The organism is Thermobifida fusca YX, from assembly GCF_000012405.1.
Lineage (GTDB): Bacteria > Actinomycetota > Actinomycetes > Streptosporangiales > Streptosporangiaceae > Thermobifida > Thermobifida fusca.
Genome location: NC_007333.1, coordinates 1,042,194 through 1,069,145, shown reverse-complemented (window position 1 = coordinate 1,069,145; position 26,952 = coordinate 1,042,194). Strand labels below are relative to the sequence as shown.

Sequence of the window (26,952 nt, the reverse complement as noted above, 5' to 3'; positions counted from 1 at the left end):
CTCAGTTCAACGGGACGAGCTGCAGGCGGATATCCCGCTCCCGCATCTGCTGCACCGCGTTGGCGGGCAGGCGGTCGTCCGTGATGATGAGGTCGAACTCTTCCAGCCGGGCGACCGTGAACGTACCGAACTTGCCGTACTTGGTGCTGTCCACCGTCAGCACACTCTTGGACGCCACCCGCAGCAGCTCCTGCTTGGCCACCACCTTGGCCTCCGACGGCGTCGTGGAACCGCGTTCCACATCCCACGAGCTGCTCGCGATGAACGCGATATCCACGTTGACCCGGCGGAGGAACTCGGCGGTGAACTGGCCGACCGAGGAATGGTCCGCGTGCGACACCACACCCCCGGTGTGGATCAGTTCAATATTGGGGTACTCCATCAGGTGGCCGACCACGTTGAAGTCGTTGGTCACCACGGTCAGCCCTGCCTTGTCGGTCAGCAGCGGCACCATCTGGAGCGTGGTCGTCCCCGCATCCAAGAAGATCGTGAAATTCTCCCGGACGAGCTCGGCGGCGGCTCGGGCGATGGCGCGTTTGGCCGGGACCTCGAGCTGGGCCTTGGCCAGATAGGAGGGTTCGCTCTTCAGACGTGCGGCCAGGCGGACGCCCCCGGTCACGGAGAGGACCTTGCCCTCGTTCTCCAGCGCCTGGATATCCCTGCGCACCGTCATGTGGGAGACGGACAGCATCGACGTGAGCTCACTGATGCTGAGGACGTTGCGTTCCTGCAGCAGTTTGAGGATGTGTTCGCGACGCTGATCGGGGATCATCTTCTGGCCTCGTTCGATTCTGTTCGGTGCGGGGGTGCACTGTGGGACGCGCATATCTTTCTTAGCAGTTCTCTCTTCCGGCAACGCCCCTCCCTCCCGCCCAGTTCCCCCGGCCACACCGGAGGCGTCCGCTGAGGAAGGGGCAGGAAAGCAGGACATTGGGTCGGGAGTGAAAAGCCTCCCCGGGGGATATCCCACCGATTCGCCGGTCGCTCCCGGGCGGAAGGGGTGAGGAGGAACACCCTTGCTCCGGGAGAGAGGAAAACTCACGTCTTCCTCACACGGGCGGCGCTATCCTCTCCTCAGTTTGCACCCGAACTCCCCTCCCCACAGGAGGTTCCCCCGCACAACACTGGCCCACGCAGCCCGCTCCTGCGCCGGGCCCGGGTGAGCGATCATGACGACCACTGATCTCGCCGCACCGGACGCACCGTTCGTTCTCCACGTCCTCGACACCGCCGTCCAGCTCTTCTCCCGCCACGGCACTACCGGGGTCAGCTTGGACGCCGTCGCCGCCGCAGCCGGCGTCGACCCGGACGACCTCCGCCGGGTCTTCCCCACGCGGCTCGACCTGGTCTACCGGCTCGTCGTGGACCGGGTCCGCCTGCTCACCGCAGCCGAGCCCGCCAACACGGCCCCCGCATCCCCGGTAGAGCAGATGCGCCGCCTCGTCCGCCGCCACATCGAGCACAGTTGCCGCTACCGGGTCGAACTGACCCTGCGCAGGTCCCTGCTGCGCACCCTGCGGGCGATCTCCCCGCCCCGCTACCGGGAGCTCTCCCTGCTACTGCGTGCCTACCACGACCGGATCGCCCGCATCATCGACCAGGGCCGGACCGACGGCGTGTACACCCCTGCAGACGGCTCCGGGGAGCCCGTGACCGCGACAACCGTCCTCGACACCCTGGATTCCACCCTGAACTGGTACGACCCCTCCAGCATGACCCCCCAGCAGCTCGGGGACGTCTACGAGGACCTCGTCCTCCACCACCTGCTGGGCGTCGCCCGCCGCTGAACCGGACTGCCGCCCGCGCCGCACCGCGGGCTACCGGAAGACCAGCTCGGCATCCCGGATGAAGTGCGCCACCTTCTCCGTGGTCAGGGTCATCCCGTCAGCTGCGACCCGGCTCGTGCCGCCCCACACGTTCAGGCAGGCAATCGCGTCGACTTTGAGCCGCCGGATCTCCTCGGACAAGACGATGCGGTTCATCCGCTCCCACGGCACCCGGGGATCTTCGGGGTGCGCCCAATGCCACAACCAGACCGGGCAGCCCAGGACCGGGATGTCCAAGGCAGCGGCGGCCTGCCGGGCGGCCCGGGCCACCGGCTCGGTGGCGGGATTCCGGTCCCCCTCCCACGGGGCCAGGCACAGGTCGAAGCCCGCACACAGCCGGGTCAGCGTCTCCGCCTGCGGTTCGCCCCCGCCACCGCCGTGACCGTCGGAGTCCCGCAACTGGACGATCTCGACCCCGTCAGCGCCCAGCATCTGCAAGGCATGCCGCACCTCGCCCCACCACTCCCACGGGGTGCCGCGTTTTCCCGAGTCTGCCACGTCCCCCGTGCTGGCAGAGACCATCCGGACGCGGGCCCCGGAAGCAGCCAGCATGGAAATCGTCCCCCCGACCGACAGGACCGCATCCCCGGGGTGCGCGGCGATGACGACCGCGCTCGTGATCCCCGCCAGGTGCACCGCGGGAAACTCCCGCAGGGCGGGCCATCCCCGCCAGGACGCCTCAGAGGTTCCCGGCCGGTCCATGGAATGTCGGCGGCGTTCCGCCCACCGTGCGGCGCGCATATGTGCCTCCTCTTCAGCGGCGGTCCCGTGTGGGGTGGACACTTTCCCAGAACCCCGCGCCGCATGCGCGGGACCCGCGGGGAAGGACGGCCTGCGGCACGCCACACTGGACGGGTGAGCCGATCACCGTCCCTGCAGTGCCCGGCCCCCGTGTGGGTCGTGGCGGGAGCCCCTGGCGCAGGAAAGTCCACCGTGGCGGACCTGCTGCTGCGCCACCTCTTCCCGGTCCCCGCCCTGCTCGACAAAGACACGCTGTACAGCGGCTGTGTGGCCGCGCTGCTCAGCGCGCACGGCCGCCCCCACGGGGAGCGCGAAGGCCCCTGGTACGACGCGCACATCAAACCGCACGAGTACGGGGGGATGACCGCGGCGGCGCGGCAGATCCGCGCCGCGGGCTGCCCCGTCCTGTTGGACGCCCCGTTCACCCAGCAGATCCGCGACCTGTCCCGGTGGCGCGCCTGGGTAGCGGAACTGGGCGGAGCACCCGTGCACGTGGTGTGGGTGCGCAGCGACGCGGAGACCCTGCGCGAACGCCTCATCGCCCGCGGCCGGGCCCAGGATGCGGGAAAGCTCGCGGACTTCGCCGCGTTCACCGCACGGGTCCGCCCCACCGAGCCGCCCGCAGCGCCTCACGTGGCCGTCGACAACCGCCGGGGCGCCCCCGCGCTCGACCGGCAGGTGCAGGCCCTCGTCCACGAGCGCTGGCCAGAGTTCGCCCGGGACAAAGGCCCATAGCCCTGTCAAATCTGAGAAAACCTTATGTGACAGGTATGGACCAATCGGGTATATCGCTGCCTATGAGTTCCATGACACCACCCCTGCGCACTGAGCGTCTCCTGATCAGAGACTGGAGCCTCGACGATGTCGAGGCCGCCTACAAGATCTACGGCTCCTCTGAAGTAGCGCGGTGGATCAGCACGGGAGCGGTCGACGACGTCTCCGCGATGCGCTCGGTCCTGGAAGCATGGGTCGAGGCGCAGCCGAACCTGGTACCTCCGGCTGGGCGGTGGGCGGTGGTACGCACAGAAGACGGGGAGGTCATCGGGGGCCTCTCCTTGCGGCTGATGCCCCCGTTCGAGGAAGACTTCGAGCTCAACTGGCAGTTGCGCCCCGACGTGTGGGGGCAGGGCTACGCCACGGAGGCGAGCCGAGCCCTGATCCGGTGGGCGTTCAAGCAAGGACTGGAAGAAGTGTTTGCGGTCGCCCGGGCGGAGAACAAGCGCGCCATCGCCACGGCACGCCGTATCGGTATGGAGTGGGTCGGCGAAACCGACAAGTACTACGACGGACGCCGGCTCCAGGTGTTCCGCTGCCGCCCGTCCGACCTGTAGCCCGCGGCAACCGTGCGGCGGGGTGTGGTCTGCAGGCCGCTTGACCAGCAAGTGGACACGCGTCGATGAGATCCCCGAAGCCACCGTGTCAGTTCGGCGGACGGTGGGACGTTTTCCGGAGGTACTGAGCGCACAGGAGCACGGTCCGTCGTTGTCCGGAGTACCGCCGTCCGCCACGGCACTCTTCCCCCGGCCGGGTGCGGCGGCAGTGGGGTGGGCATGGTCTCGGTCCCTGGCCTTCGCCGGTTATTCGCTGAATCCGGCCTCGGACCACAGCGGTTGCGGGGCGCAGTGCTGCGGTGCCGGACGCGCGGGGGTGCGCCGCAGCGGACGGCGGAGCCGCTGGCACAGTTCGACCAGGGTGGCGGCCCCGTGGTGCCGGAGTGCGGCGAGCACGACGTGGGCGGCGGCTTCCGCGTCGGCGTCCGCGGTGTGGTGGCGGCGCAGGTCGTAGCCGATCGTGCGGCAGACCGTGGGCAGCCGGTGGTTCCGCAGGGCGGGCCACGTCCGCCGGGCGATGTCCAAGGAGCACGCGTAGTGGAGCGAGGGCTCGGGGAGGCCGGCGTGCGCGCAGGCAGCGCGGATCACGCCCATGTCGAACACTGCGTTGTGCGCGACGAACGGGCTGCCCGCGGCGAATTCCAGGATGGTCGTGTGGACCTGCGGCCAAGCGGGGGCGTCGGCGACGTGCTCGGGGGTGATCCCGTGGACCGCGATGTTGTCCTGCTCGAAGTGGTCGACGGGGGCCGGGGGACGGACCAGGGTGGTGTAGCGGTCGACGATCCGCCCGTCGGTGACTCGCACGAGTCCCACCGCGCACACGCTGCCCTGGTTGCGGTTGGCGGTCTCGAAGTCGATAGCGGTCCAGGTGTCGTGCATCGCCGGTCGTCCTCCCTTGGGCCGCACTGGCCAGGCGTCGGGGTTCCTCCCATGCTCCCGGAACTTCACCTCATCCAGCACCCCTCCTTCTTTGAGTGACCTAGATCACTTATTGCTCTTGACTTTGTGCTACGGTCTCACTACATAACGAGAACGGCGCATTCCTCCTTCCCCGATTCTGTCGCGGAATGCGCATCCCTATATGGGAGCGCTCCCATAGCGCTCTTCCTCCCCTCTCCCCTTGGAGGAACCATGGCGAAATCCCCCGCCGCCCGGAAGGGCGGCCCTCCGGTCGCTGTCGCGGTGACCGCGGCCCTCGCCCTGCTGATCGCGCTCCTCTCCCCCGGAGTCGCGCAGGCCGCCGGTCTCACCGCCACAGTCACCAAAGAATCCTCGTGGGACAACGGCTACTCCGCGTCCGTCACCGTCCGCAACGACACCTCGAGCACCGTCTCCCAGTGGGAGGTCGTCCTCACCCTGCCCGGCGGCACTACAGTGGCCCAGGTGTGGAACGCCCAGCACACCAGCAGCGGCAACTCCCACACCTTCACCGGGGTTTCCTGGAACAGCACCATCCCGCCCGGAGGCACCGCCTCCTTCGGCTTCATCGCTTCCGGCAGCGGCGAACCCACCCACTGCACCATCAACGGCGCCCCCTGCGACGAAGGCTCCGAGCCGGGCGGCCCCGGCGGTCCCGGAACCCCCTCCCCCGACCCCGGCACGCAGCCCGGCACCGGCACCCCGGTCGAGCGGTACGGCAAAGTCCAGGTCTGCGGCACCCAGCTCTGCGACGAGCACGGCAACCCGGTCCAACTGCGCGGCATGAGCACCCACGGCATCCAGTGGTTCGACCACTGCCTGACCGACAGCTCGCTGGACGCCCTGGCCTACGACTGGAAGGCCGACATCATCCGCCTGTCCATGTACATCCAGGAAGACGGCTACGAGACCAACCCGCGCGGCTTCACCGACCGGATGCACCAGCTCATCGACATGGCCACGGCGCGCGGCCTGTACGTGATCGTGGACTGGCACATCCTCACCCCGGGCGATCCCCACTACAACCTGGACCGGGCCAAGACCTTCTTCGCGGAAATCGCCCAGCGCCACGCCAGCAAGACCAACGTGCTCTACGAGATCGCCAACGAACCCAACGGAGTGAGCTGGGCCTCCATCAAGAGCTACGCCGAAGAGGTCATCCCGGTGATCCGCCAGCGCGACCCCGACTCGGTGATCATCGTGGGCACCCGCGGCTGGTCGTCGCTCGGCGTCTCCGAAGGCTCCGGCCCCGCCGAGATCGCGGCCAACCCGGTCAACGCCTCCAACATCATGTACGCCTTCCACTTCTACGCGGCCTCGCACCGCGACAACTACCTCAACGCGCTGCGTGAGGCCTCCGAGCTGTTCCCGGTCTTCGTCACCGAGTTCGGCACCGAGACCTACACCGGTGACGGCGCCAACGACTTCCAGATGGCCGACCGCTACATCGACCTGATGGCGGAACGGAAGATCGGGTGGACCAAGTGGAACTACTCGGACGACTTCCGTTCCGGCGCGGTCTTCCAGCCGGGCACCTGCGCGTCCGGCGGCCCGTGGAGCGGTTCGTCGCTGAAGGCGTCCGGACAGTGGGTGCGGAGCAAGCTCCAGTCCTGATGTGCAGCGCGGTGGCTGCGCGCCCCTGAGCACAGCAAGCGGCCCGCGAGGCTCAGCCCCGCGGGCCGCTTCTCTCCGTGGTTCCTCCCCCGTGGGGATGAGCGGAGAGGATCAGCGAGCGGTGCAGCTCAGCGTCAGCGAGCTAGGCGCGTCGCCCGAGCCGATGAAGCCGAACGTGGCGGACTGTCCCGCACCCAGCTGGCCGTTGTAGGACAGGTTGCTGGCCGTCACCGTGCTCGTGCCGCTGAAGCTGGCGTTCCAGCCGTGGGCCACGCTCTGGCCGCCGGGGAAGGTCCAGCTCACCTGCCACGAGGAGATCGCGGAGTCGCCCGCGGTGACCGTCACCTCGCCCTGGAAGCCGCCGCCCCAGCTGCCGATGGTGGCGTAGGTGGCGGTGCAGTCGCCCTCCGCGGGAGGCGGAGTCGGAGTCGGCTCCTCGGTCGGCTCTTCCGTCGGCTCCTCGGTCGGGCCCGGCTGGGAGCCGCCGAAGATCGTGGCCTCCTTGGCCGTGCTCGCAATACCGTTAGGGCCGTAGAAGATCCGCTCGCCCCACGGGCTCAGGTTGTCGCCGTCGAAGTTGTACACCATGTCGAGGTACTCGACCCCGCCGCCGTTGCCGCTCCACGACCAGCCGATGTAGCCCAGCTTGAGCCGCTCGGCCTCGGCCATGATCGTGTCCTCGTCGGGGTTGCCGTCGGAGTGGTCGTGGCCGAACTCGCCGATGATGAGCGGCAGGCCCGCGTTGACGAAGTGCTCCAGGTAGCTGGTGATCGTGGACGCCTGGGAGTAGACGCCGTACATGTGGATCGAGAAGACGGTGTTGCCGGTGGGGTCGCTGGCGTACACCTGGTCGGCGTTGTTCCGCATGGTGTTCGTCCAGTCCTGGCCCCAGTTGGGGGCGTCCACCACGAGGGTGTGCTCGAATCCGGCGGCGCGCAGCCGCTGGATGGCGGCGGAGGTGTCCGACGCCCAGCGGGCGACGGTCGCGGAGTCGTTGCCGTAGGGCTCGTTGCCGATGTTGATGAGGACATAGTCCTCCTCGCCCTGGAGCACGCTCTTCAGCTCGATCCAGTAGTCGACGGCCTGGTCGAGCGTGGAGGCCCCGCTCTGCTCGCCGTAGCCGGTGGTGTCGTGCACCTCCAGCATGCAGATAAGGCGGTTCTGCTTGCACAGGGAGATGACGTTGGCGACGTCAGAAGGACCGTTCTTGCTCCACCGGACACCGTTGCTCAGCACCACCCGGACGGTGTTGGCGCCGTGCGACTTGATGTCGGCGAACGCCTGGGTGTGCTGGGGGTACCAGTTGTGGGGGTGGCTGACGCCACGGATGATGAACTCCTGGCCGTTGGCCTCATACAGGCGGCCGTTCTTGACGTGGAGCCCGGTGGCCGCGTTCGCCGGCTGCGTGAGGGCAAAGACGGACGCCAGCAGCGCAAGGACGGTTGCTGCGGCGACCGCGAGACGTTTTCTCATGGTCTTCCTCATCCAGGACTCTGCCGGTAGGCAGGGATGTACACGAGTGGATTACGCAGCCCCGCTTGCTTTTCCCTCCTGAGGCGCCGACGCCACAATAGCCCTAGTGGTCCAGTTCACACAACCGGTTCAGCCGTTTTCTGGTGAACCGGTTTTTTATTCCGATAGATTGCCACAAACCATCTCTTATCATCTTTTTTCGCCATTTCTCTCTTCCCCCGCTGTGAGCTGCGAAAACACCAAAACTTCCGCGGATGACACCCGGGAAACCGACAGTTTTCTCCGTTTCCCAGCATTTCTCCGGTCAGCAAGCGACCATGGAGAACAGGGAGGCCGGCGGATCACCCTCCGGAGGAGGAGAGGAAGGAATCGGATGGACGTTCCTTACCGGATCACCGTGGAACGGCGGTGGCAGGAACAGCGCGCCGCACAGCGGTTCACGGACACTGCCCGGAACCGGGCCCGGCTCCAGCAGCTCCAACAGCGCACCGGCATCCTCATCCACGACACCTTCGACCAGATCAAAGCGCGGGCAGAACGCCTCGCCGCACTCCACCGCGCCCCCGCACCCCCCGCCACCGCCGCCGACCCCGCGCAACGGCACCGGATCTACCAGCGCATCATCGGGGACGCCAACCAGTTGCAGTCCGTCGCCTTTCTCTACCGCGGGGCGCGCGCCGCGGCCTCAATCGCCCGGCTCATCCTGCTCCACCACGGCAGGGAACTCCCCTACGGCACCGGATTCCTCGTCGCCCCCGAACTCCTCCTCACCAACCACCACGTACTCACCGCCCCCGAGACCGCAGAACAGGTCGTCGCCGAATTCGCCGCCGAAGTCGACGCAGACCTGCAGCCCCGCGTCCCCGTGCGCTACCGCCTCGACCCGGACACGCTCTTCCTCGCCGACCGGGAACTCGACTTCGCGCTCGTCCGCGTCCACCCCGGCCCCAACGGCAGCCCACCCGGCGACGTCTTCGGCTGGAACCCGCTGTTGCGCACCCAAGGAAAAGTCGTGGCCGGAGAACCGGTCAACCTCATCGGCCACCCCCGCGGACGCCTCAAAGAAATCGCGGTCCGCGACAGCCGACTCCTCCAGCAGACCGACGACTTCCTCCAGTACTCCGCGGACACCGAACCCGGCAGCTCCGGGTCGCCCGTCTTCAACGACCAGTGGGAAGTCGTGGCGCTCCACCACTCCGCTGTGCCGCGGCGCGACGCCCGCGGACAGCGGCTGCGCATCGACGGCACCCCGCTGCGGCCCGGCGACCCCGACTCGGTCGCCGCCTGGCTCGGCAACGAAGGCACCCGGGTCAGCTCCATCCTGGACTTCCTCGCCACGCTCGACCTGCCCCCGGCCCAGCGCGAACTGCTCGCCACCCTCGGCCCCGCATCCGGTCTCGCCGGGGAGACCGCAGCCAGCGCGGGACCGTACTGGGAACGCCACCGCTCCTCCCGGCCCACCGGAACCGGGCTGCGCGGCAGCAGCGCCCCCGACGACATCCACCTCGTCTTCCTCCACGGCCGCGGTCTGGCCGGAGAAGACCCCGCACGGCTACGCGCCACGTGGACAGCCGCACTCAACTCAGGGCTGCTCGCCGCCCGACTGCCCACCATCTCCCCCGAAACAGTGTGGTTCCCCTACTACGGGGACCTGCTCGCCGAACTCACCGTGGACGCGGCAGACACCGAAGCCACCACCACCGCGGAAACACTCGCCCCCGTCCTCGACGAGCCCCACGCGATCTACACCTCGCTCCTGGAACAGGCCGCGCTCCGCTCCGGGATGCCCGCCGAACTCGTCCACGGGAACACCGACCATGAAGGCGGCTCCGCGCTCGGCCTGCTCTCCCCGCTCACCAGCCGCCTGCAGCGGCAGTTGAGCTGGGTGGCAGCCCGCAGCGGCCTCGACGAAACCCTCATCGCCCTCTTCCTGCGGGACGTCGCCGCCTACCTGGGCGACCAGGACGTGAAAACCGCGATCCTCGACCAGGTCGCCGCCGCCCTCCCGCAGAGCGGGCAGGCCGTCATCGTCAGCCACAGCCTCGGCACCGTCGTAGCGGTCGACCTGCTCAGCCGGGCCCGCCCCGACATCACCGTGCCGCTGCTCGTCACCATGGGCAGCCCGCTCGGACTCGACGCTGTCTACACCCGGGTCCTCCTCCAGCCGCCGCGCCGCCCCGACCGGGTCACGGCATGGCTCAACGCGTGGACCCCGGCGGACGCCACCACCATCGGCTGCCCGCTGACCCCCGTGTGGGGGCCGGGGCTCGTGGAAGTCGTCACCGCCAACTCGCGGCGGCGCCCCCACGACGTCGAGGAATACCTGCGCCACCCCCAGGTGGCCGCCCCCGTCGCCGAAGCCCTCCACCCGGACGGAGTACCCGCCCCGCCGGGACTGGCCGCATAACCGGGGGACACGGTCCCGCAGGGCAGGCGGCTACGGCAGCGCCTCGGTGGCAAGGCACGGGCTGCGGCCCGCGGCGTCCAATGCCGCCGCACAGCACGCGTCGACCTCGCGGGCCACGGTCTCCCACGAAAACCGGGCCGCGGCCCGGTCCGCCCCGGCGATCCCGTAGCTTTCCGCGGCCACCACATCGTGCAGCAGCGACCGCAACCGGACCCCGAGCGCGCGCGGATCCCGGGGCGGCACGAGCACCCCCGTGATCTCGTGCACCACCGTGTCGCGGTGGCTCCCCGCATCCGAAGCGACCACGGGAATGCCGCAGGCCATCGCCTCCACAGTGCTCATCCCGCACGGTTCGTCCCACGGCACGTTGACGACCACGTCGGCGGAGCGCAGCAGGGCCGGGACCTCCCCGTGCGGGACACGGCCCAGGAAGCACACCCGATCCGCCACACCGAGGCGCCGGGCGAGCCGGTGCAGGCGTACCGCCTCGGGATCGGTGCGCACCGCGGACGCCTCTGGCCCCCCAACAACCACCAGTTCAGCGTCGGGCACGGCGGGCAGGGCCCGGATCGCTGTCTCCACCCCTTTCCGGGGCCGCAACTGGCCCAGGGTGAGGATCCGCGGCCGCTCCCCGCGGGGCGCCCGCGGCCCCTCCGGGGTGAAACGCGCCACGTCAACCCCGCACGGCACCACTCTGATTCGGGCAGCAGCCACCCCCCACGAGCGGAGCTCCCGCTGCTCCGCCGTCGACGTGGCGATGAGCAGCGTGGCCTGCGCGGCCACCGACCGTTCCAGCGCGATCCGCCCGGCTGCCAGCGGATCCGCAGCTCCCCGGAACCGGCGGTAGGCGGTGCCGAGACCGTGGAAAGTCTGCACCACCGCGGTACCGCTGCCGCGGGCCGCCTCCACCGCCGCCATACCGCTCGTCCACCCGTAGGCGTGGACCACCTCAGGCAGCTCGCGAGCCCACGCCGCCCGCAACTCCTGCGCGAACTCGGGCAGGTGCGGCAGCAGGTCCTCGTCGCTGAGCGCGACAGCGGGCCCCGCCGCCAAGGGCCGGACCCGCACCCCCGGTCCCAGCACCACGTCCCCGGACATCCCTTCTGCAGTGCGGCGGGTGTAGACGACCACCTCGTGCCCGAGCCGGGCCAGTGCTGCGGAGAGTTCCGCGATGTAGACGTGCGGTCCGCCCACGTCTGCCCCGCCGAGCACAGCCAGCGGGCTAGCGGACGCGGAGACCATGGCGATCCTCACCGTGTCACCTCCTGGAACAGCCGGTTCCCGTCGGCGTGGAACCGGGTGAGTCCTGGGTTGCGCGGAACGTGCTGCGGTGCCGCGCACGCACCGCGGCGTCTGCGCGCCGGGACGCGGGCCCCGGCCGGGGTCATCGCGCCCCCACGAACTCGTGGACGGCCTGCACCACCTCGTCGGCGGTCACCGAATTCAGGCAGGGGTGGCCGGGAACCGGGCAGGCGCGGGCCCGGCTCCCCGCGCAGCGGGCGTTCTGGTCGCCGAGCAGCCGCAGCCGGGTGCCGTAGGGCGCCCACGCCGAGGCGGGAACGACCGGGGCGAACAGGGACACCACCGGGGTCTGCACGGCAGCGGCCAAGTGGGCGGGGGCGGTGTTGCCGACCACGAGCACCGCGGCACGGTCCACCACGTCGGCGAGCTCCGGCAGGCTGGTGCGCCCCGCCAGGTCAAGCGCCCCCGCTTCCGCGACGGCCGCGGCCTCCGCCTTGTCTTCGGCCGCACCGGTCACCACCACGCGGATCCCCTCAGCGGCCAGTTTCGCGGTGGCTTCCACGGCAAGCCGTACCGGCAGCCGCCGGGCAGGCGCCGACCCGCCCACGTGCACGGCCACATAGCCGTCCGGTCCGGTCAAGTCCGTCGTGTCCGGGAGCGGGCGGCGCACAGCGAGCCGACCCGAGTCACTGGCCCGCAGCTGGTAGCCGGCGGCTTCCACGAGCGACAGCAGACGCTCCGCTTCCGGCATCCCCTCGGGAACCTGGTGGTGCAGGTCGAGCAGGTTCCCCGGATCGTCCATGCTGATCGCGCCGATCCACGGCACCCCGGTCAGCCGGAGCAGCAGGGCCAGCGGCAGCGGGGACTGGTGGGCGGAGGTGAAGACCAGTGCAGCATCCGGACGGACCTCGCCGAGCGCGGCGCAGAACCCGAGCAGCTCCGGCCAGTACTCGCCGGGTTCCCTGTCCCTGGTCCACGGCGCACGCCACTCGATCACCCTGTCCACGCCGGGCAGCATCCGGGCTGCGGCGCTGCCCCGCGGATCCGTCAGCATGACCACCCGCTGCGCGCTCCCCGCCACCGCTCTGACCGCGGGACCGGACAGGAGCACTTCGCCGCTGCTGTCCAGACACGCGACCAGCACCGTGGGACGGCGCTGGGTCGGTTCGAACGCCGTTGCCACGCTGTGCGGCAGGAAGGCAGGGCACGGTGGACGGGTGTGCCCGCGTGCCTGCGGCGGGGTCCGCCGCCGATCCGGCGGCGCGGACGGAGGGCGGGCCCGGGTCACCGTCAACGAATTCTCTGGCCGCCGCTGGATGCCAGCAGGGCGGTGCGGGTACGAGGTCAACCACGTGGCGGACACCAGACTTGTCCCTCCGCTCTTCCGGGATAGGTGCGTGGCGAACGGCAGCCGCACGGCGTCGGCCAGGGCGGCCGCGGTCGGCGGTGCGGCGTCGAGTCCCGACGTCGGCCAGGGGACCGGGTCCAAGGGCGGGCGGGGGTGTCCCGCCGTGGGCACGACCACCGAATGCGTCGGCTCCGGCATCTCCACCCTCCCGGTCAGCACGCGCGCAGCTTCCTCCAGGACGGCTCCGCCCCCGCGTGGGGTGATCCGGCGGTGCGGGCCCGCCGTCGCCGCGGGACAGGGCTGGACGCCCGGGACGCGGGGTGCGGTGCGGCTGTGGCGCGGGGCCCGCGGCGGCACTGTGCTGCCGGGGTGCCCGGCCCGGCTGTGGTGCCGCTGGCATGCGCGGCGGCCGAGCTGTGACGAACAGCAGCAACACCGATCAACCGCATCAGGTCGTCCCCTCCCGCCTCGGAGCAGGCCATTGACTACCAAGAGAAACGCTTCTTAAACACTACGTCGTCAACCCTGGCAAACCGGGGATTTCGGGGTGTGCCGGGACGAGCGGTGCCGCCGCGTGCCTCCTACGGCAGGGGACGGACAGGCCGGGACGGGAAGAGCAGTCTGATCGAGGCGGGGCGGAAGAGGGGTGCTCCCGGCCGACAGGCCGGGCGGGGCCCGGTGGTGCGAGGCGTTCGACGACGCCCCGCACCCGGATGCGGGCATGCTGGCCGCGGGAAACTCTTAGGCTCCCCGGGCAGCGGTCACCGTGCGGTGGTCTTCTTCTCCTTCTCCTTGCGCTGCGCCGCTTCGGTTTCGGCTCGGGGACGGGGAACCTCCGTGGCGGGGCGGTCCTGCGGGCGGCGCACCCACACCGCGCCGTCGCGTACCGACACCTCCATCATCGGCTGGGCCGCGGTAGCGGGACCGTGCGCCACGACACCGTCGGTAAGCCGGAACATGCTGCCGTGCCACGGGCAGCGGATGCAGTCCCCCTCGATCTTCCCCTTCTCGAGCGGGCCACCCAAGTGGGAGCAGACCCCCACCAGCGCGTGCACGTTGTCCTTGATCCGCACCACGGCCAGCGGCACCTCGCCCACCTGGGCCCGGGCGGGTTTCCCCTCGGGGAAGTCCTTGAGCATGCCGATCTTGTGCCACTCGGACGGCATCCGGTCGATCAGGTAGTCGGCGCGGTTGGCCCCGCTCGCGCGGTAGTAGGACAAGTGGCCGCCGAGCATGCCGGCGAACGCGACCGCGCTCAACCCCATGCCGCCGAGCATCGCCCCCGTCGAATGCTGTCCCCGGGAACGCGCCAGCGACGACAGGCCGAACAGCAGAATGCCCGTGCCGTTGGCCAGAGCGTGGATCACACCGGTGCGCTGCTGGCGTTTGTGCTGCTGGGAGAGGTCCACCCACCCGGCAATCGCCGCGGGGATCGCGGTGAGGACACCGATATTCACCAGCAGGTGCGCGGAGCGGCGCAGCCCAGGGCCGCCACCCGGCACCAAGTCCAGTAGGAACGCTGACAGCCACGAGCCGATCGGCACCTGGATCAGCAGCGGGTGGACCGGATGGCCGAGCGGCACCCCGTGCAGCAGGTCGCGGGCCTTCCCCCGGGGGACGACCCGGTCCACCAGCCGCTCCGCGAACGCCGCGATCTGGTCCAGGCTCTCGTTCCGTTCAATCTTCCGAATGGGTTCGCCAAGTCTCATGCGGGCCCGGCTACCCGCGGGGCGGTCAGTCGAACCGCCCGCCAGTCCTGTTTCCCACCAAGCTCACCCCAGGTATCCGCGTCCCCGGGTCAACGTTTGTCCTGGTCGTTTTCTGGTAGGTGTGGGTTATGAAAGAACAGTACGGTTTCGTGCCGGCCTTTCCCCTTCCCCCGCTGGCCCCTGGGGAACGGGAGCGGCCGATCCTGCTCGTCCTGCGCGCCCGCGGACTCGGCGACTTCGTGACCGCGGTCCCCGCCTTGCGCGCGCTGAGCCGCACCTTCTCCCAGCACCGGCCTATCCTCGCGGGCCCCGAGTCCACCGCGGAACTGCTCGCCCTCGCCGGGCTTCCGTGGGAGACCGTCACGGTCACCGGTCCCGTCACCCCGCCGTGGTCCGGGCTCAGCCCACCCGACATCGCCGTCAACCTGCACGGGCGCGGCCCGCAGAGCACTCGTGCCCTTGCCGCGCTCCACCCGCGGCTGCTGTGGGCCCACTACGACCCCGACGACGCGATCGTGCCCGGCCCGGCATGGACCGTCGACCTGCACGAAGTCGACCGGTGGTGCCGGCTGCTGGCCTACTACGGCATCACCGCCGACCCCGAAGACCTGCGGTGGCCTGTACCCCCGGAAGAGAAGGACACCTCTTCGACCGTGGTCATCCACCCGGGGGCGGCCTTCGCTGCCCGCCGCTGGCCGGAGCTGCGGTTCGCGGAGATCGCCCGCCACCTGCGCGACCAAGGGATGCGGGTGGTGGTCACCGGCTCCCCGGCAGAACAGCGCCTCGCGGAACGCATTGCCCGCGTGGCAGGCCTGTCCCCGCAGGACGACCTCGCCGGCCGGACCGGGCTGTCCCAGCTCGCCTCCCTCATCGCGCACGCCCGGCTCGTGGTCAGCGGGGACACCGGGGTCGCGCACCTGGCGACCGCCTACGGCACCCCGTCGGTGACCCTGTTCGGCCCGTCCTCACCCGCGACCTGGGGGCCGCGGATCGACCGGGAACGGCACCGCTGCCTGTGGTCGGGCACCACTGGGGACCCGCGCGCCACCCGCGTCGACCCGGGTCTTGCCGCCATCACCACCGACGAAGTACTCGAAGCGTGTACAGACCTCCTCGCCTCCCTCCCCCGGTGACCGGCCCCCGCGGCCAAGCCCTCTGGCCCGCGGGCGCGGTCCAGGTCACTGCCGGGCCTGGCGGGTACGGGCCCGGTTCTCCCGCTGCAATGCCGCCACCAGCTCCTCCTTCGTCATCGTGGACCGGCCGGGAATCCCCAAGTCGCGGGCGCGCTCGTACAAGTGCTTCTTGGAAGCGGTGACGTCCACCCCTTCCGCGGTGTCCACGTCTGCGCCGCGGCCCGCACGGGGGTTGGCGGCCTGCGGATCCGACGGCCCCTGGGCTTCCTTCGGCTCCCAGTGGTCCCCCACCTTTTCGAACGAGTGCTTCAACGCCGCGTACGCGACACGGTGGGCACGCTCCCCCTCCCCGTAGGTCTCCACCGCTGAATCGTGGGCTTTGATCCAGGTGCGCTGCGCCTTCTCCGACGAGCGCTGCAGCGTGCTCGGCAACTCATCTTTCGCGGGCATCGGCTGTCACTCCTCTGCCGTCTCGGCGCTACCTCCCTATCCCCCACGCCTGACCGCTGCCCTCGCAGCTAAACATCACCTGCGCATCCGGCGGAGCGCCGCGGCGAGCGCGGCCCCGTACACCAGGTGCGCCACGACCATGGTGACCGCGCGTTTCGGGTTGTCGCGGTGCGCGGGCGGCTGCACGGTGAGCCGCGGCACCCACCCCTCGTAGCTGAGCAGCCACACCAGCAGCCCGTAGCATGCCCCCGCGACCAGGCCGGGGGACCGTTCCCCTGTCGCGGCGCCGAAGACGGCGCCCGCCGCCACCCCGAACCCGGCGTGGGCGAGCACGGTTACCGCGTTCTCCCCCGGGCGCGGAGTGCGCTCCCGCCCGCCCGGCAGCAGCCGCCGGGTCACCAGTTTCGGGGGGAGCAGCGGATCCTTGCCCCGCCGGTAGGCCGCGGCCAGGAGCCCGCTCATCGCCCCGGTTGCCGCGAACCCCGCCACTGCCCCCTGTGCTGCCGCGCGGACGATGCCCACGGTTCCTTCCTCCCTCGCCCAGTGCCATTCCACGGTTGTCCTCGCGGGTACCGCGCACACCGGTCGGCAAACGTTGCCGGGCCAGCGGGTTTGCCGCGGACCAGGTTCGGTAGCGAAACCGGCAAGAGATGTCCGGATCCGCAGCAGTCACGGGGAGGCACATATGGCGCAGCACCGTCTCAGCGAGGACGCTCTCGACCGGCTGTGGACGCGGTTCCACGAACTCGTCAACATGAACGGCAACGAACTGCGTTCCTGGCTGCTGACCGAGGCGTCGAACCCGGAAGGCTTCACCTCCCACCCCTCGCTGAACATCGACGAGGAGGGCCGGAAAATCATCCACGTGCTGACCAAGCGGCGCACCGACCTGACTGATGAAGACGTGGACACCATGCAGACCGTGGTGGACGAGGTGTCGTTGCTGCTGCAGAATCCCCGACCGGACGACGACGAGTGGCGGCACGCCCTGATGACCTTGGGCCACGACCCGTTGAAACCCACTTCGCCCCGGCCGGGGGAAGACCCGGAGCTCAGCGGCTAGCGGCGCAGACGCCCTGCAGGGCTCCGCCGTCCGTGTCCGGGCGCAGCCGCGCCCCTCAGCGGGTGGGCTGTGTCGTGCGCTCGTCGAGTCGGTACACCCCGTAGGGGCGGCCGAGGACCGGCAAAGCCACGTTGCGCACCGGCACCCCGCCCGCGGTCATCCCCACCTCGGTGCCCCGGTGGGCGTGCCCGTGCACCGCGAGAGCCGCCCCCGCCGCATCAATCGCCTCCGCCAGCAGGTAGCTGCCGAGGAACGGGAAGATCTCCACGGGCTCCCCCGCCAGCGTGTCCCGGACCGGCGCATAGTGGGTGAGGGCGACCACAGTGTCCGCGTCCAGCGACGCCAGCGCTGCCCCGAGCCGTTCGGCGGCTTCCCGCGAGCTCCTGGCGAAACACTTCATCTCCGGTTCGCCGAACTCGGACGCGCACTGGCCTGGAAACCCTAAAGCGAAGCCTTTCACCCCGGCCACGCCGAGTCGTCCCCCCGGGCAGGCCACGACCGTGCCCTCCCCTTCGACCACGGTGATCCCCACGGCCCGCAGCAAGGCGGCGATCTCCTCGTGGGCATCGGAGTGGTAGTCGTGGTTGCCGAGCACCGCGACCACGGGCACGGGCAGGTCGCGGAACTCGTCGGCGACCACCTGCGCCTCCTCGACCGTGCCGTGCTTGGTCAAGTCGCCGGCCAGGAGCAGCACGTCGGCGTCGCCCGCCAGCCCACCGAGCCGCGGCCGGTAGCGTCCCCGCATCTCCTGGTCCATGTGCACGTCGCCCACGGCAGCGACAGTGATCATGTCAGTCGCTCCTCTCGGATGGGGCCGTCGAAGCGGACCACGGACAGTTCGTCGTGGATGCGGTAGCCCGGCAACTGCTCCCGCGCCACGTCAAGCACCCTGCCGCGGCGCCGGGGACAGGACACCTGTCCGCTCAGGTAGACGTCGTCTCCCACCACGCGTACCCGGATCTCCTGCTCCGCGGTACGCGGGTCTTCCGCCAGGGTCCGCTGGAGGCGGCCAGCCAGGTATTGCGGCGGGACGCGCCCCTCCTGCTCCCCGCCGCTGATCACTCCGAGCCGGGTGAGCAGGCCCAGGAACGCAGCCGCGTACGGGGAGTCCCCCACTTCGGCGCGCACCCGGTCCCAGTCCACTTGTTCGCGCAATGCGCGGGCGATGAGCAGCGGGCCGGAGAAATCGCATTCGTGCTCCCCGAACGCACGCATCCGCAGCAGGACCAGGTCCGTGGCGTCCATGACGGGCATCCGGACCGAGTCGACTTCCAGCGGGGTGGCGCGGGCCAGCGTGGCGGGGGTGATCGGCACGTTGGCCGGGGTGTGGAGGAGGTCCACTTCGACCTCCCCGTCGTAGGCTTTGAGCAGCCAGTCCTCGGGAGCGTCGGCGGGGGTGAACCCGATCCCGATCAGCACGCGGAGGGCCCGTTCGGCGTCTTCGGGCAGCACCACGAAGTCCACGTCCTTGCGGGACGGGGGCGCTCCCCGCGCGAACGCCGCAAACCCTCCGCTGAGCGCGAACGGCACCTCGTGGGCTTTGAGCGCGCTCGCAGCACGTTTGAGCGTGGTGAGCAGCTCCTTGACGTGCGGTTCATGCTCCATCGGCGTGCCCTCCCCCGCGGTTCGGGCGCAACGGTCAGGCCAGATGCGTGGTCTCCACCGCTACCCGGAATCCCCGCGGTAACGCGGCCCTTTCCCCCAGGCCGTGTCCGGCGGGCGGTGCGGACGGTCAGCGGCGGGTGCGGCGCCGCAGCGTCCGGCGCCGCGTCCGAGGCTTGGGCACTGGGGCACGGCCGGCTTCGGGCATCTGGTTGAGGTCCCGGCCAGCCCGGTCGTTGAACCAGGTGAGGAACCGCATCCCCCACTGGTCGGCGCGGGAGGCGGCCTCAAAACCGACGGTGGGGCCTTCCGTGCCCGGTCCCGGCAGTATCCGGTTCACGGTGCGCAGCACGCCCTGGGTGAAACCGGGGGCGATCCCGTGCGCGGCGGTCGCGACCCGTGCCAGCGGGGTGAGGGTGAGATGGTGCCGCCCGTCCTCGATGGCGTCGACGATCCGGCGCGCTGCCCGTGCCGCGCTCATCGACACCAGCGGGGTGCCCGCGAGCAGGGAGAACCAGGCGTACTCCAGGGCGGCGTTGCCCGCGTAGTTGGCGCGGCGGGTCGACCCGGTGCGCATCAGGCCGGGCACGACGGTGAGCACGCGGATGTTGTCGCGGACGAGTTCCGCGTCAAGCCCTTCCGAGAGCCCCACGTGGGCGAACTTGGCGCAGGCGTAGGGCAGCAGGTGGGGCGGGCTGATCTTGCCGCCCACCGAGGTGATGTTGACGAGCACCCCGCCTTTCAGGTGCGGTCTGGCTTCCTGGAACACCCACAGAGGCGCCCAGAACATGATCCGCATCGCGTCGTCGAACTCGGTCTCCCCGAGCGCGTCCAACGGGGCGCTGTGGATGATCCCCGCATTGTTGACGACGATGTCGAGCCCGTCGAAGTAGTCGGCAGTCTCCGCGACCATGGCGCGGATCTGGTCGCGGTCGCGCAGGTCGCAGGTGATCCCGTGGGCGGTGATGCCCAAAGCGCGCAGGTCGGTGACGGCCCGCCGCAGTTCGTCACCGTTGCGGGCGCACACCGCGACCCGGCAGCCCCGCACGCCCAGTTCGCGGGCGAGCAGCAGGCCCAGGCCGCGGGAGCCTCCGGTGATGAGCGCGACCCGGTCGCGGAGCGGGTAGCGGCGGGCCCGCCGGACCGCGTACCCGGTGGCCGCCGCTGCGAGCCCCAGCAGTGCCAGACGTTGCCGCATAGCGCCTCCCCATGGTTGGTGTGACCACTGCGGGGACTCACTCACCCGGTTGCCCCGGTCCCAAACTCTGCTGTGTTGTCCCCGGGCAAAACAACTTCCCGGTTTCGGCCGCGTCTGTTCCCTTTTCGTGATCTCTTGCTTACAGTGAGTGGCGAAATCTGGGTCCAAATGGGGACCTACATCACATCCGATACTTCGGCCCGTTTTCGCCGAAAACGACGGCACCGCACACCAGCTAGGCGCCCCGCACCATGACAGAGCCGGGCGGAAGCAGGGCCACCACACCCATCCGAGGTGCGCGGACCACACCCATGACCCTGCGGGGGACGTTGCCCATGTCCGTTTCGGTTTCCCACAGCGGCCACAGCTCCAACGGCAGTCACAGCCGTAACAGCCGGCCGCCACGCCACGCCGACGAAGCGTATCTTCGCGAGACCCGCGAGCTACTCGCCGAACTCGACCGGGTCCGGGACGACCCGAAAGCTCGCGAACGCATCTACCTCAAACTCACCGAGCTGCACGCTCCCGTGGCCCGACGCATCGCCCGCCAGTACCGCAACCGCGGCGAGCCCGAAGAAGACCTGCGCCAGGTCGCGATGGTGGGGCTGTACAACGCCATCCGCAACTTCGACCCCGCCTACGGCAAAGAGTTCATCTCCTATGCGCTGCCGATGATGACCGGCGAGGTGAAACGCCACTTCAGAGACCGCACCTGGGCGATCCGGGTCCCGCGCAAATACCAGGAGAAGCGCGCCGAACTCAACCGGGTCACCGCAGAGTTCACCCAGCGGCACGGCCGCTCGCCCACGGTCCGGGAGCTCGCGGAGCTGCTGGAGATGGACGAGGAGCAGACCTTGGAGCTCATCGACGCGGCCCGCGCCTACAGCACGCTCTCCCTCGACGTGCCGTTCGGGCCCGACGATGACGGCGCCACCCTGGGCGACACCCTGGGCGGACTCGACGACGCGTTGGAACGTGTCGTCGACCATGCGGCGCTGCGCCCCGCCTTGGCCGCCCTGTCGCCCCGCGACCGTCGTATCCTGCTGCTCCGCTTCGCCGGGGACAAGACCCAGGCGCAGATCGCCGAGATCGTCGGACTGTCGCAGATGCACGTCTCACGGCGGCTCGCCGCGATCCTGACGACGCTGCGGCGCCAACTCGTCGGGGACCACTGACCTGTCCCCGCTCCCAGGCCGACGCGCGGGGCCCGTCGGTCCCGCGCGGACGCCCAGTGCCGCGCCGCTGCTCTCCTGCCCGGTCCCGCCACCAGCGGGTGGTCATCCCCAGGCGGCGGGGACGGAAAACTTCCGTCATCCCAACCCGGTGACGTTCACCTGCCCTCCCCACGGGTAGCCGTCGCCATCCGACCGTCGTGCGACCAGGGCTGCCCGCCCGGGGAAGGGAGCAGGATGTTCCGTCACGACAAACGCCTGCAGTTCGAAGCCAAACCCGAAAAACCCGATCCGCTGTTCGCGAAGAAGCTCCAAGAGCTCATCGGCGGGGCCTACGGCGAGATGACCGTGACCATGCAGTACCTCTTCCAGGGGTGGAACTGCCGGATCGAAGGCAAGTACAAGGACCTCATCATGGACGTGGCCACCGAGGAGATCGGCCACGTGGAAATGCTCGCCACCATGGTGGCGCGGCTCCTGGAAGGCGCCCCGTCCGACACCACGGCCGAAGCCGTACGCGACCCGGTGGTCGCGGCCGTCGTCGGCGGCATGGACGTCCAGCAGGCGATCGTGTCCGGCGGCGGGGCGACCCTCGCCGACTCCTCAGGCACCCCGTGGAACGGCAAGTACATCGTGGCCAGCGGCAACCTGCTCGCCGACTTCTACGCCAACGTCGCCGCCGAAGCGCAAGGCAGAGTGCAGACCGCACGCCTCTACGCCATGACTGACGACCCGGGTGTCAAAGAAATGCTCAAATTCAACCTCGCCCGGGACACCGTGCACCAGAACCTGTGGCTGGCCGCGATCGAAGAGCTCAAGGAAGACGGGTTGGAGGGCGCCATCGCCCCCAACGCGCTCTTCGACGAAGAAAACCAGGAGCATGCCGACACGATCTGGGGCCTGTCCGCTGGCAGCACTGCCGCGCAAGGCGGCTGGATGCGGCGGACCGCCCCGGACGGCCAGCGCCGCCTGCGCTACCTGGAAGACCCCGAACCGCTGGGCGGACCGGCTTCCGTCCCGCCGCCCCGCGACTCGCTGTACGGGACGTTCGCGGGTGCTCCCGGCCAAGGCTCGGAGAAAGGCGCCCAGCGTGCCCCGGGGCCGCGGCAAGGCCTCACCGACAAAGTCAAAGACGCCTTCGACTAGGCGCTGCCCAGCGGCGGAACCTCAAGATTCCGCCGCTGCACCGCCCGGACTCCTGAGGTCCGCCGCCGCACGTTCGGCCGTCCGCACGGTTCGCGGCGCCGTTCCCGGTCACCTGTGGTGATGCGCGACGGCCGACCGGATCACCAGGAGAAGAGGAACCAGCATGCGAGCGCTCACCTGGCAGGGGCCGCGCGACGTGCGCGTGGAAACCGTCCCCGACCCGACCATCGAGGAACCCACTGACGCGATCATCCGCATCACCAGCAGCGGGCTGTGCGGATCCGACCTGCACTTGTACGAGGTGATGGCGCCGTTCATGCGGGAAGGCGACATCCTCGGCCATGAGCCGATGGGGGTGGTGGAAGCGGTGGGCGACGCGGTCACCACCCTCCGGCCCGGCGACCGGGTGGTGGTCCCGTTCAACATCGCCTGCGGCCACTGCTTCATGTGCGTCCAAGGCCTCCAAGCCCAGTGCGAGACGACACAGGTCAGGGAGACCGGCATGGGCGGCCGCCTCTTCGGCTACAGCAGCCTCTACGGGTCGGTCCCCGGCGCGCAGGCGGAGTACCTCCGTGTCCCGCACGCCGACTACGGCCCGATCAAAGTCCCAAAAGGCCCGCCGGACGACCGGTTCGTCTACCTTTCCGACGTGCTGGCCACCGCGTGGCAGGCGGTGCGCTACGCCGCGGTCCCGCCAGGCGGCAGCCTCGCCGTGCTAGGGCTGGGACCCATCGGCGACATGTGCTGCCGGGTCGCCCAGCACCTCGGCGCCGGGCAGGTCTTCGGCGTCGACGTGGTCCCCGAACGGCTGTCCCGGGCTGCGCGGCGCGGGGTCACCACCTTCCACTTCGACGAAGACACGGTCGACGCGATCCGGGACCTGACCGACGGGCGCGGCCCCGACGCCGTCATCGACGCCGTGGGCATGGAAGCGCACGGGTCACCGATCACGCGGACCGCGCAGCGCCTGACCGCGCTCCTGCCCAGCAAGGCGGGCGCCGCCCTCATCACCACCGCGGGAGTGGACCGGCTCACCGCGCTGCACACGGCCATCACCCTGGTCCGGCGGGGCGGCACGATCTCCCTGTCCGGGGTCTACGGCGGGATCGCGGACCCGCTGCCCATGCTCACCCTGTTCGACAAGCAGGTCCAGATCCGGATGGGGCAGGCCAACGTCCGGCGGTGGGTCGACGAGATCCTGCCGCTGCTCACCGACGACGACCCGCTGGGTGTGGACTCGTTCGCCACCCACCGGCTCCCCCTCGCGGAAGCGCCGTACGCCTATGCGGCGTTCCAGCACAAGGACAACGGGATGGTGAAAACCCTGTTCCACCCGTGACTTGCGTCCCGGGGCCCGACTGCCGCGGACCGCCGGGCCCGCCCACGTTCCCCCCTGCTCCTGTGTCTCGTGAACCGAGGAGGGAACGTGTCCTCTGCACTGCAATCCCCGCTTCCCAGCGCATCACCGGCCCCGGCGCGGGCCGGACGCGGCGGGGTGCTCCCCGCGCCCGGCTGGGTTGTGGGTGCGGTCTGCACGGTGTTCGCCGTCGCGGGCCTCACCCTGGTCCCGCCGTGGCTGGGCCTGGGATGGGACGAGGTCGTCTACGTCAGCCAGTACGATCCCCGCAATCCCGCCGCGTTCTTCAGCGCGCCCCGGTCGCGCGGGGTGTCGCTGCTGGCCGCGCCGGTGGTGCTCGTCACCGACTCGGTGGTGGCGCTTCGGGTGTGGCTGGCTGCGGCCGCGGCCGTGGCCATGGGCGCGGCGTTCTGGCCGTGGCTGCGGCTGTATCCGCGCAGCGGGGTGGTGCCGCTCGCAGCCTTCGGGTATGCGAGCCTGTGGGTCAGCTTGTTCTACGCGGCCGCGGCGATGCCCAACCATTTCACGGCGATGGCCGCGGTGGGCGCGGTCGGCTGGTTCCTGGTCGCGGTCCGCGAACCCGTGTCCCGGTCTGCGCTGGCCGGGCTTGCAGCCATGCTGGCGGTGGCCGGGCTGATGCGGCCCAGTGACGCGTTCTGGTTGACCGCGCCTTTGGGGCTGGCCGGACTTGTCGTGCCGTCGTGGCGGCGGGTACCGCTGCTCGCGGCCGTGGCCGGCGGCGGCCTGGCCGGTGTGGCACCGTGGCTGGTGGAAGCGGAGCTCTCCTACGGGGGCGTGCTCTCCCGGCTGGCTCGGGCCTCCGAGATCCAGGGCGGGACCGGGTGGACCCTGGCTGTGGGGTACGTGGTCACCGCGTTGGACGGGCCGCTGCTGTGCCGCCCCTGCACCGAGGACCTGGTGCGCTGGCCTGCCCTGCTCTGGCCGATCGCTTTGGTCGTACTGGTGGTGGGCGGGATTGTCGGCGCTCACCGGGCGGGACGTCCCGCTCTGGGGTGGCTGCCTGTGGTGGTCGCCGGGTCGCTCGCGTTCACCTACCTGTTCCTCGTCTCCTACACGGCGCCGCGTTTCCTCCAGCCCACGTACGCGCTGCTCATGCTGCCCGCTGCGGCAGGACTGCACGATGCGTGGACGGCGACCCGGCCCCGGCTGCGTCCCGTGCTGGGTGCCGGGTTGGCCGTGGCGATCCTCGGACATCTCCTCATCCAGGGGGCGATCCTCACCCACTGGGTCACCGTCCACACGGCGGCCCGGGAGAACTATGCCCGGCTCGCCGAGGAGCTGCATGCGGCCGGGCTACGCCCGCCGTGCGTGCTCACCGGGGACGAGGCCATTCCCATCGCCTACTACGCGGGGTGCGCCTCGGCGGCGGCGTCCGGCAACAACACCACGCACACCCTGGAGGAGCTGCTCGCGGTGAGCCGGACCGTACCGTTCGGGCTGCTCGCCAAGGAGGACGGTCCGCCCGAGTGGGCCGCTGACTGGGACGCGCTGCCCGTGGGTCCCGCCGACGACCCGTGGTCGTGGGTGGTGTACCTCCCGCCGTGGAGCCCGCTGTCCATTCCGGAATGAGTCCGAGCGGGTATTCTCGCTACCTATTTCAGCCCCGGAGTCAGGATTCCGGGCTTTTTCTCTGTCCCACCCCACCCCCACATTTATGGACATTTCCTCGCAAAACACACTATTTGACCTGTGGTTTGGCGAGACACTGGTGATTTCACGGATGCCATCCGGCTCCCCCATGCCGAATAGTGACGTTGCGGTTAAGACACAGAACCGGTTACCGCCGGATCTCCTTACCGCAACGTTGTGAGCGGCCTACCGCAATGGCTGACCACGACGAGGCAGACCCTCGCCCACCAGTGCCTGCCGCATCGGCCCCCCGCTGCGACGGTCACGCCCGGCTTCGGACTCTCGGGGACGGCGCCCCGGTGGGCATGGACCGTTCAGTGTCCCCACGGTGAACGGCCCACCATCCCCCGCACATCCGGTCTGCCCCTGCCGTGGCCAGTGCCGCTCCTCCCTCCGTCCACGGGCGACCCTCCGCTTTCGCCCTTACACGAAGAGGATGTGCAATGGCTGTGATGACCCCCCGCCGGGAGCGCTCTTCCCTGCTCTCCCGAGCTCTGCAAGTGACGGCTGCGGCTGCCACAGCGCTTGTGACCGCGGTCAGCCTGGCCGCCCCCGCTCATGCCGCCAACCCCTACGAGCGCGGCCCCAACCCGACCGACGCCCTGCTCGAAGCCAGCAGCGGCCCCTTCTCCGTCAGCGAGGAGAACGTCTCCCGGTTGAGCGCCAGCGGCTTCGGCGGCGGCACCATCTACTACCCGCGGGAGAACAACACCTACGGTGCGGTGGCGATCTCCCCCGGCTACACCGGCACTGAGGCTTCCATCGCCTGGCTGGGCGAGCGCATCGCCTCCCACGGCTTCGTCGTCATCACCATCGACACCATCACCACCCTCGACCAGCCGGACAGCCGGGCAGAGCAGCTCAACGCCGCGCTGAACCACATGATCAACCGGGCGTCCTCCACGGTGCGCAGCCGGATCGATAGCAGCCGACTGGCGGTCATGGGCCACTCCATGGGCGGCGGCGGCACCCTGCGTCTGGCCTCCCAGCGTCCCGACCTGAAGGCCGCCATCCCGCTCACCCCGTGGCACCTCAACAAGAACTGGAGCAGCGTCACCGTGCCGACGCTGATCATCGGGGCCGACCTCGACACGATCGCGCCGGTCGCCACGCACGCGAAACCGTTCTACAACAGCCTGCCGAGCTCCATCAGCAAGGCCTACCTGGAGCTGGACGGCGCAACCCACTTCGCCCCGAACATCCCCAACAAGATCATCGGCAAGTACAGCGTCGCCTGGCTCAAGCGGTTCGTCGACAACGACACCCGCTACACCCAGTTCCTCTGCCCCGGACCGCGCGACGGACTCTTCGGCGAGGTCGAAGAGTACCGCTCCACCTGCCCGTTCTAGGAAGAGAACACGACGAGTCTTTCCTCCCCATTCTTTCGGTGGCGGTCACTGCGGTGGCCGCCACCGGCCGTTTTGTCCCCCCTTTTCATTCGAAAAATGCGACAAACCACCCTTTTTGCCCCATCGCACCCCCGATACCGAACGAAGTTCGGGTACAACACTGGTGGTTTTACGGATGCATGATCACTGTGACTTGCCCCATAGTGGCAACGCAGTCGAGATA

Annotated in this window: 24 protein-coding genes; 12 read left to right on the top strand and 12 right to left on the bottom strand. The window is 70.0% G+C overall.

Annotation, left to right across the window (positions count from 1 at the left end; genetic code table 11):
* Nucleotide 1: 1 nt before the first annotated feature.
* A complete protein-coding gene (locus TFU_RS04520) occupies nucleotides 2–772 on the bottom strand; it encodes a DeoR/GlpR family DNA-binding transcription regulator (RefSeq protein ID WP_038043447.1) in 771 nt (256 codons plus the stop codon).
* A 397-nt stretch (nucleotides 773–1,169) separates the two neighbouring features.
* On the opposite strand from TFU_RS04520, the gene TFU_RS04515 reads away from it, so the two are divergent.
* Nucleotides 1,170–1,787, top strand: coding sequence for a TetR family transcriptional regulator (locus TFU_RS04515; protein ID WP_011291353.1), 618 nt, complete (start codon nucleotides 1,170–1,172; stop codon nucleotides 1,785–1,787).
* A 30-nt stretch (nucleotides 1,788–1,817) separates the two neighbouring features.
* On the opposite strand, the gene TFU_RS04510 is transcribed toward TFU_RS04515, so the two are convergent.
* Nucleotides 1,818–2,567 carry a PIG-L deacetylase family protein gene (locus TFU_RS04510; RefSeq protein WP_049754920.1) on the bottom strand — a complete coding sequence of 250 codons (750 nt, stop codon included), beginning with the start codon at nucleotides 2,565–2,567 and terminating at the stop codon, nucleotides 1,818–1,820.
* Nucleotides 2,568–2,630: 63 nt separating this feature from the next.
* On the opposite strand from TFU_RS04510, the gene TFU_RS04505 reads away from it, so the two are divergent.
* Together TFU_RS04505 and TFU_RS04500 are read left to right on the top strand one after the other, a co-directional pair.
* The gene (locus TFU_RS04505) at nucleotides 2,631–3,302 is read left to right on the top strand and encodes an AAA family ATPase (RefSeq protein ID WP_011291351.1); all 672 of its coding nucleotides are present in this window, start codon (nucleotides 2,631–2,633) and stop codon (nucleotides 3,300–3,302) included.
* Between the two features lie 71 nt (nucleotides 3,303–3,373).
* The gene (locus TFU_RS04500; protein ID WP_016188402.1) at nucleotides 3,374–3,898 is read left to right on the top strand and encodes a GNAT family N-acetyltransferase; all 525 of its coding nucleotides are present in this window, start codon (nucleotides 3,374–3,376) and stop codon (nucleotides 3,896–3,898) included.
* A gap of 246 nt (nucleotides 3,899–4,144) precedes the next feature.
* On the opposite strand, the gene TFU_RS04495 is transcribed toward TFU_RS04500, so the two are convergent.
* Nucleotides 4,145–4,777, bottom strand: a complete 633-nt coding sequence (locus TFU_RS04495) for a 3'-5' exonuclease (RefSeq protein ID WP_011291349.1) — start codon at nucleotides 4,775–4,777, stop codon at nucleotides 4,145–4,147.
* A gap of 252 nt (nucleotides 4,778–5,029) precedes the next feature.
* Here TFU_RS04495 and TFU_RS04490 point away from each other — a divergent pair, with 252 nt between their 5' ends.
* Nucleotides 5,030–6,430: a cellulase family glycosylhydrolase gene (locus tag TFU_RS04490; protein WP_011291348.1), complete on the top strand. Its 1,401-nt coding sequence runs from the start codon at nucleotides 5,030–5,032 to the stop codon at nucleotides 6,428–6,430.
* A gap of 111 nt (nucleotides 6,431–6,541) precedes the next feature.
* Here the strand turns inward: TFU_RS04490 and TFU_RS04485 are convergent, their stop codons facing one another.
* Nucleotides 6,542–7,903: a cellulase family glycosylhydrolase gene (locus TFU_RS04485; RefSeq protein WP_011291347.1), complete on the bottom strand. Its 1,362-nt coding sequence runs from the start codon at nucleotides 7,901–7,903 to the stop codon at nucleotides 6,542–6,544.
* A gap of 373 nt (nucleotides 7,904–8,276) precedes the next feature.
* Between TFU_RS04485 and TFU_RS04480 the strand changes: the two genes are divergently transcribed.
* Nucleotides 8,277–10,310, top strand: a complete 2,034-nt coding sequence (locus tag TFU_RS04480; RefSeq protein ID WP_011291346.1) for a trypsin-like serine peptidase — start codon at nucleotides 8,277–8,279, stop codon at nucleotides 10,308–10,310.
* A gap of 30 nt (nucleotides 10,311–10,340) precedes the next feature.
* Here TFU_RS04480 and TFU_RS04475 read toward each other — a convergent pair whose 3' ends face one another.
* From TFU_RS04475 to TFU_RS04465, 3 genes are all read right to left on the bottom strand, one after another.
* Nucleotides 10,341–11,564 carry a glycosyltransferase gene (locus tag TFU_RS04475; RefSeq protein ID WP_011291345.1) on the bottom strand — a complete coding sequence of 408 codons (1,224 nt, stop codon included), beginning with the start codon at nucleotides 11,562–11,564 and terminating at the stop codon, nucleotides 10,341–10,343.
* A 130-nt stretch (nucleotides 11,565–11,694) separates the two neighbouring features.
* Nucleotides 11,695–12,735, bottom strand: coding sequence for a glycosyltransferase family 9 protein (locus tag TFU_RS04470; protein ID WP_155983565.1), 1,041 nt, complete (start codon nucleotides 12,733–12,735; stop codon nucleotides 11,695–11,697).
* Between the two features lie 926 nt (nucleotides 12,736–13,661).
* Nucleotides 13,662–14,609, bottom strand: a complete 948-nt coding sequence (locus TFU_RS04465; RefSeq protein WP_011291342.1) for a Rieske 2Fe-2S domain-containing protein — start codon at nucleotides 14,607–14,609, stop codon at nucleotides 13,662–13,664.
* 128 nt (nucleotides 14,610–14,737) lie between these two features.
* On the opposite strand from TFU_RS04465, the gene TFU_RS04460 reads away from it, so the two are divergent.
* The gene (locus TFU_RS04460) at nucleotides 14,738–15,742 is read left to right on the top strand and encodes a glycosyltransferase family 9 protein (protein ID WP_011291341.1); all 1,005 of its coding nucleotides are present in this window, start codon (nucleotides 14,738–14,740) and stop codon (nucleotides 15,740–15,742) included.
* A gap of 45 nt (nucleotides 15,743–15,787) precedes the next feature.
* On the opposite strand, the gene TFU_RS04455 is transcribed toward TFU_RS04460, so the two are convergent.
* Both TFU_RS04455 and TFU_RS04450 read right to left on the bottom strand, forming a co-directional pair.
* A complete protein-coding gene (locus TFU_RS04455) occupies nucleotides 15,788–16,192 on the bottom strand; it encodes a ChaB family protein (protein WP_011291340.1) in 405 nt (134 codons plus the stop codon).
* Between the two features lie 75 nt (nucleotides 16,193–16,267).
* A complete protein-coding gene (locus tag TFU_RS04450) occupies nucleotides 16,268–16,714 on the bottom strand; it encodes a DUF6789 family protein (protein ID WP_016188397.1) in 447 nt (148 codons plus the stop codon).
* Between the two features lie 163 nt (nucleotides 16,715–16,877).
* Here TFU_RS04450 and TFU_RS04445 point away from each other — a divergent pair, with 163 nt between their 5' ends.
* Nucleotides 16,878–17,255: a DUF3140 domain-containing protein gene (locus TFU_RS04445; protein ID WP_011291338.1), complete on the top strand. Its 378-nt coding sequence runs from the start codon at nucleotides 16,878–16,880 to the stop codon at nucleotides 17,253–17,255.
* A 55-nt stretch (nucleotides 17,256–17,310) separates the two neighbouring features.
* Here TFU_RS04445 and TFU_RS04440 read toward each other — a convergent pair whose 3' ends face one another.
* The 3 genes from TFU_RS04440 to TFU_RS04430 form a co-directional block, all read right to left on the bottom strand.
* Nucleotides 17,311–18,045, bottom strand: a complete 735-nt coding sequence (locus TFU_RS04440; protein WP_011291337.1) for a metallophosphoesterase family protein — start codon at nucleotides 18,043–18,045, stop codon at nucleotides 17,311–17,313.
* On the bottom strand, nucleotides 18,042–18,860 hold the full coding sequence (locus TFU_RS04435; protein WP_011291336.1) for a nucleotidyltransferase: 819 nt from the start codon (nucleotides 18,858–18,860) through the stop codon (nucleotides 18,042–18,044). The genes TFU_RS04440 and TFU_RS04435 overlap by 4 nt, the downstream gene beginning before the upstream one ends.
* Before the next feature lie 127 nt (nucleotides 18,861–18,987).
* The gene (locus tag TFU_RS04430) at nucleotides 18,988–20,055 is read right to left on the bottom strand and encodes an SDR family NAD(P)-dependent oxidoreductase (protein WP_011291335.1); all 1,068 of its coding nucleotides are present in this window, start codon (nucleotides 20,053–20,055) and stop codon (nucleotides 18,988–18,990) included.
* 335 nt (nucleotides 20,056–20,390) lie between these two features.
* Here TFU_RS04430 and TFU_RS04425 point away from each other — a divergent pair, with 335 nt between their 5' ends.
* The 5 genes from TFU_RS04425 (at nucleotide 20,391) to TFU_RS04405 (ending at nucleotide 26,729) form a co-directional block, all read left to right on the top strand.
* Nucleotides 20,391–21,230, top strand: coding sequence for a SigB/SigF/SigG family RNA polymerase sigma factor (locus TFU_RS04425; RefSeq protein WP_016188396.1), 840 nt, complete (start codon nucleotides 20,391–20,393; stop codon nucleotides 21,228–21,230).
* A gap of 234 nt (nucleotides 21,231–21,464) precedes the next feature.
* Nucleotides 21,465–22,373, top strand: a complete 909-nt coding sequence (locus TFU_RS04420) for a manganese catalase family protein (RefSeq protein WP_011291333.1) — start codon at nucleotides 21,465–21,467, stop codon at nucleotides 22,371–22,373.
* Between the two features lie 163 nt (nucleotides 22,374–22,536).
* Nucleotides 22,537–23,712, top strand: a complete 1,176-nt coding sequence (locus TFU_RS04415; RefSeq protein ID WP_011291332.1) for a zinc-dependent alcohol dehydrogenase — start codon at nucleotides 22,537–22,539, stop codon at nucleotides 23,710–23,712.
* An 87-nt stretch (nucleotides 23,713–23,799) separates the two neighbouring features.
* Nucleotides 23,800–25,320, top strand: coding sequence for a hypothetical protein (locus tag TFU_RS04410; RefSeq protein ID WP_011291331.1), 1,521 nt, complete (start codon nucleotides 23,800–23,802; stop codon nucleotides 25,318–25,320).
* Nucleotides 25,321–25,823: 503 nt separating this feature from the next.
* Nucleotides 25,824–26,729 (top strand): cutinase/poly(ethylene terephthalate) hydrolase, encoded by a 906-nt coding sequence (locus TFU_RS04405; protein WP_011291330.1) that lies wholly within the window; start codon nucleotides 25,824–25,826, stop codon nucleotides 26,727–26,729.
* Nucleotides 26,730–26,952: the final 223 nt, after the last annotated feature.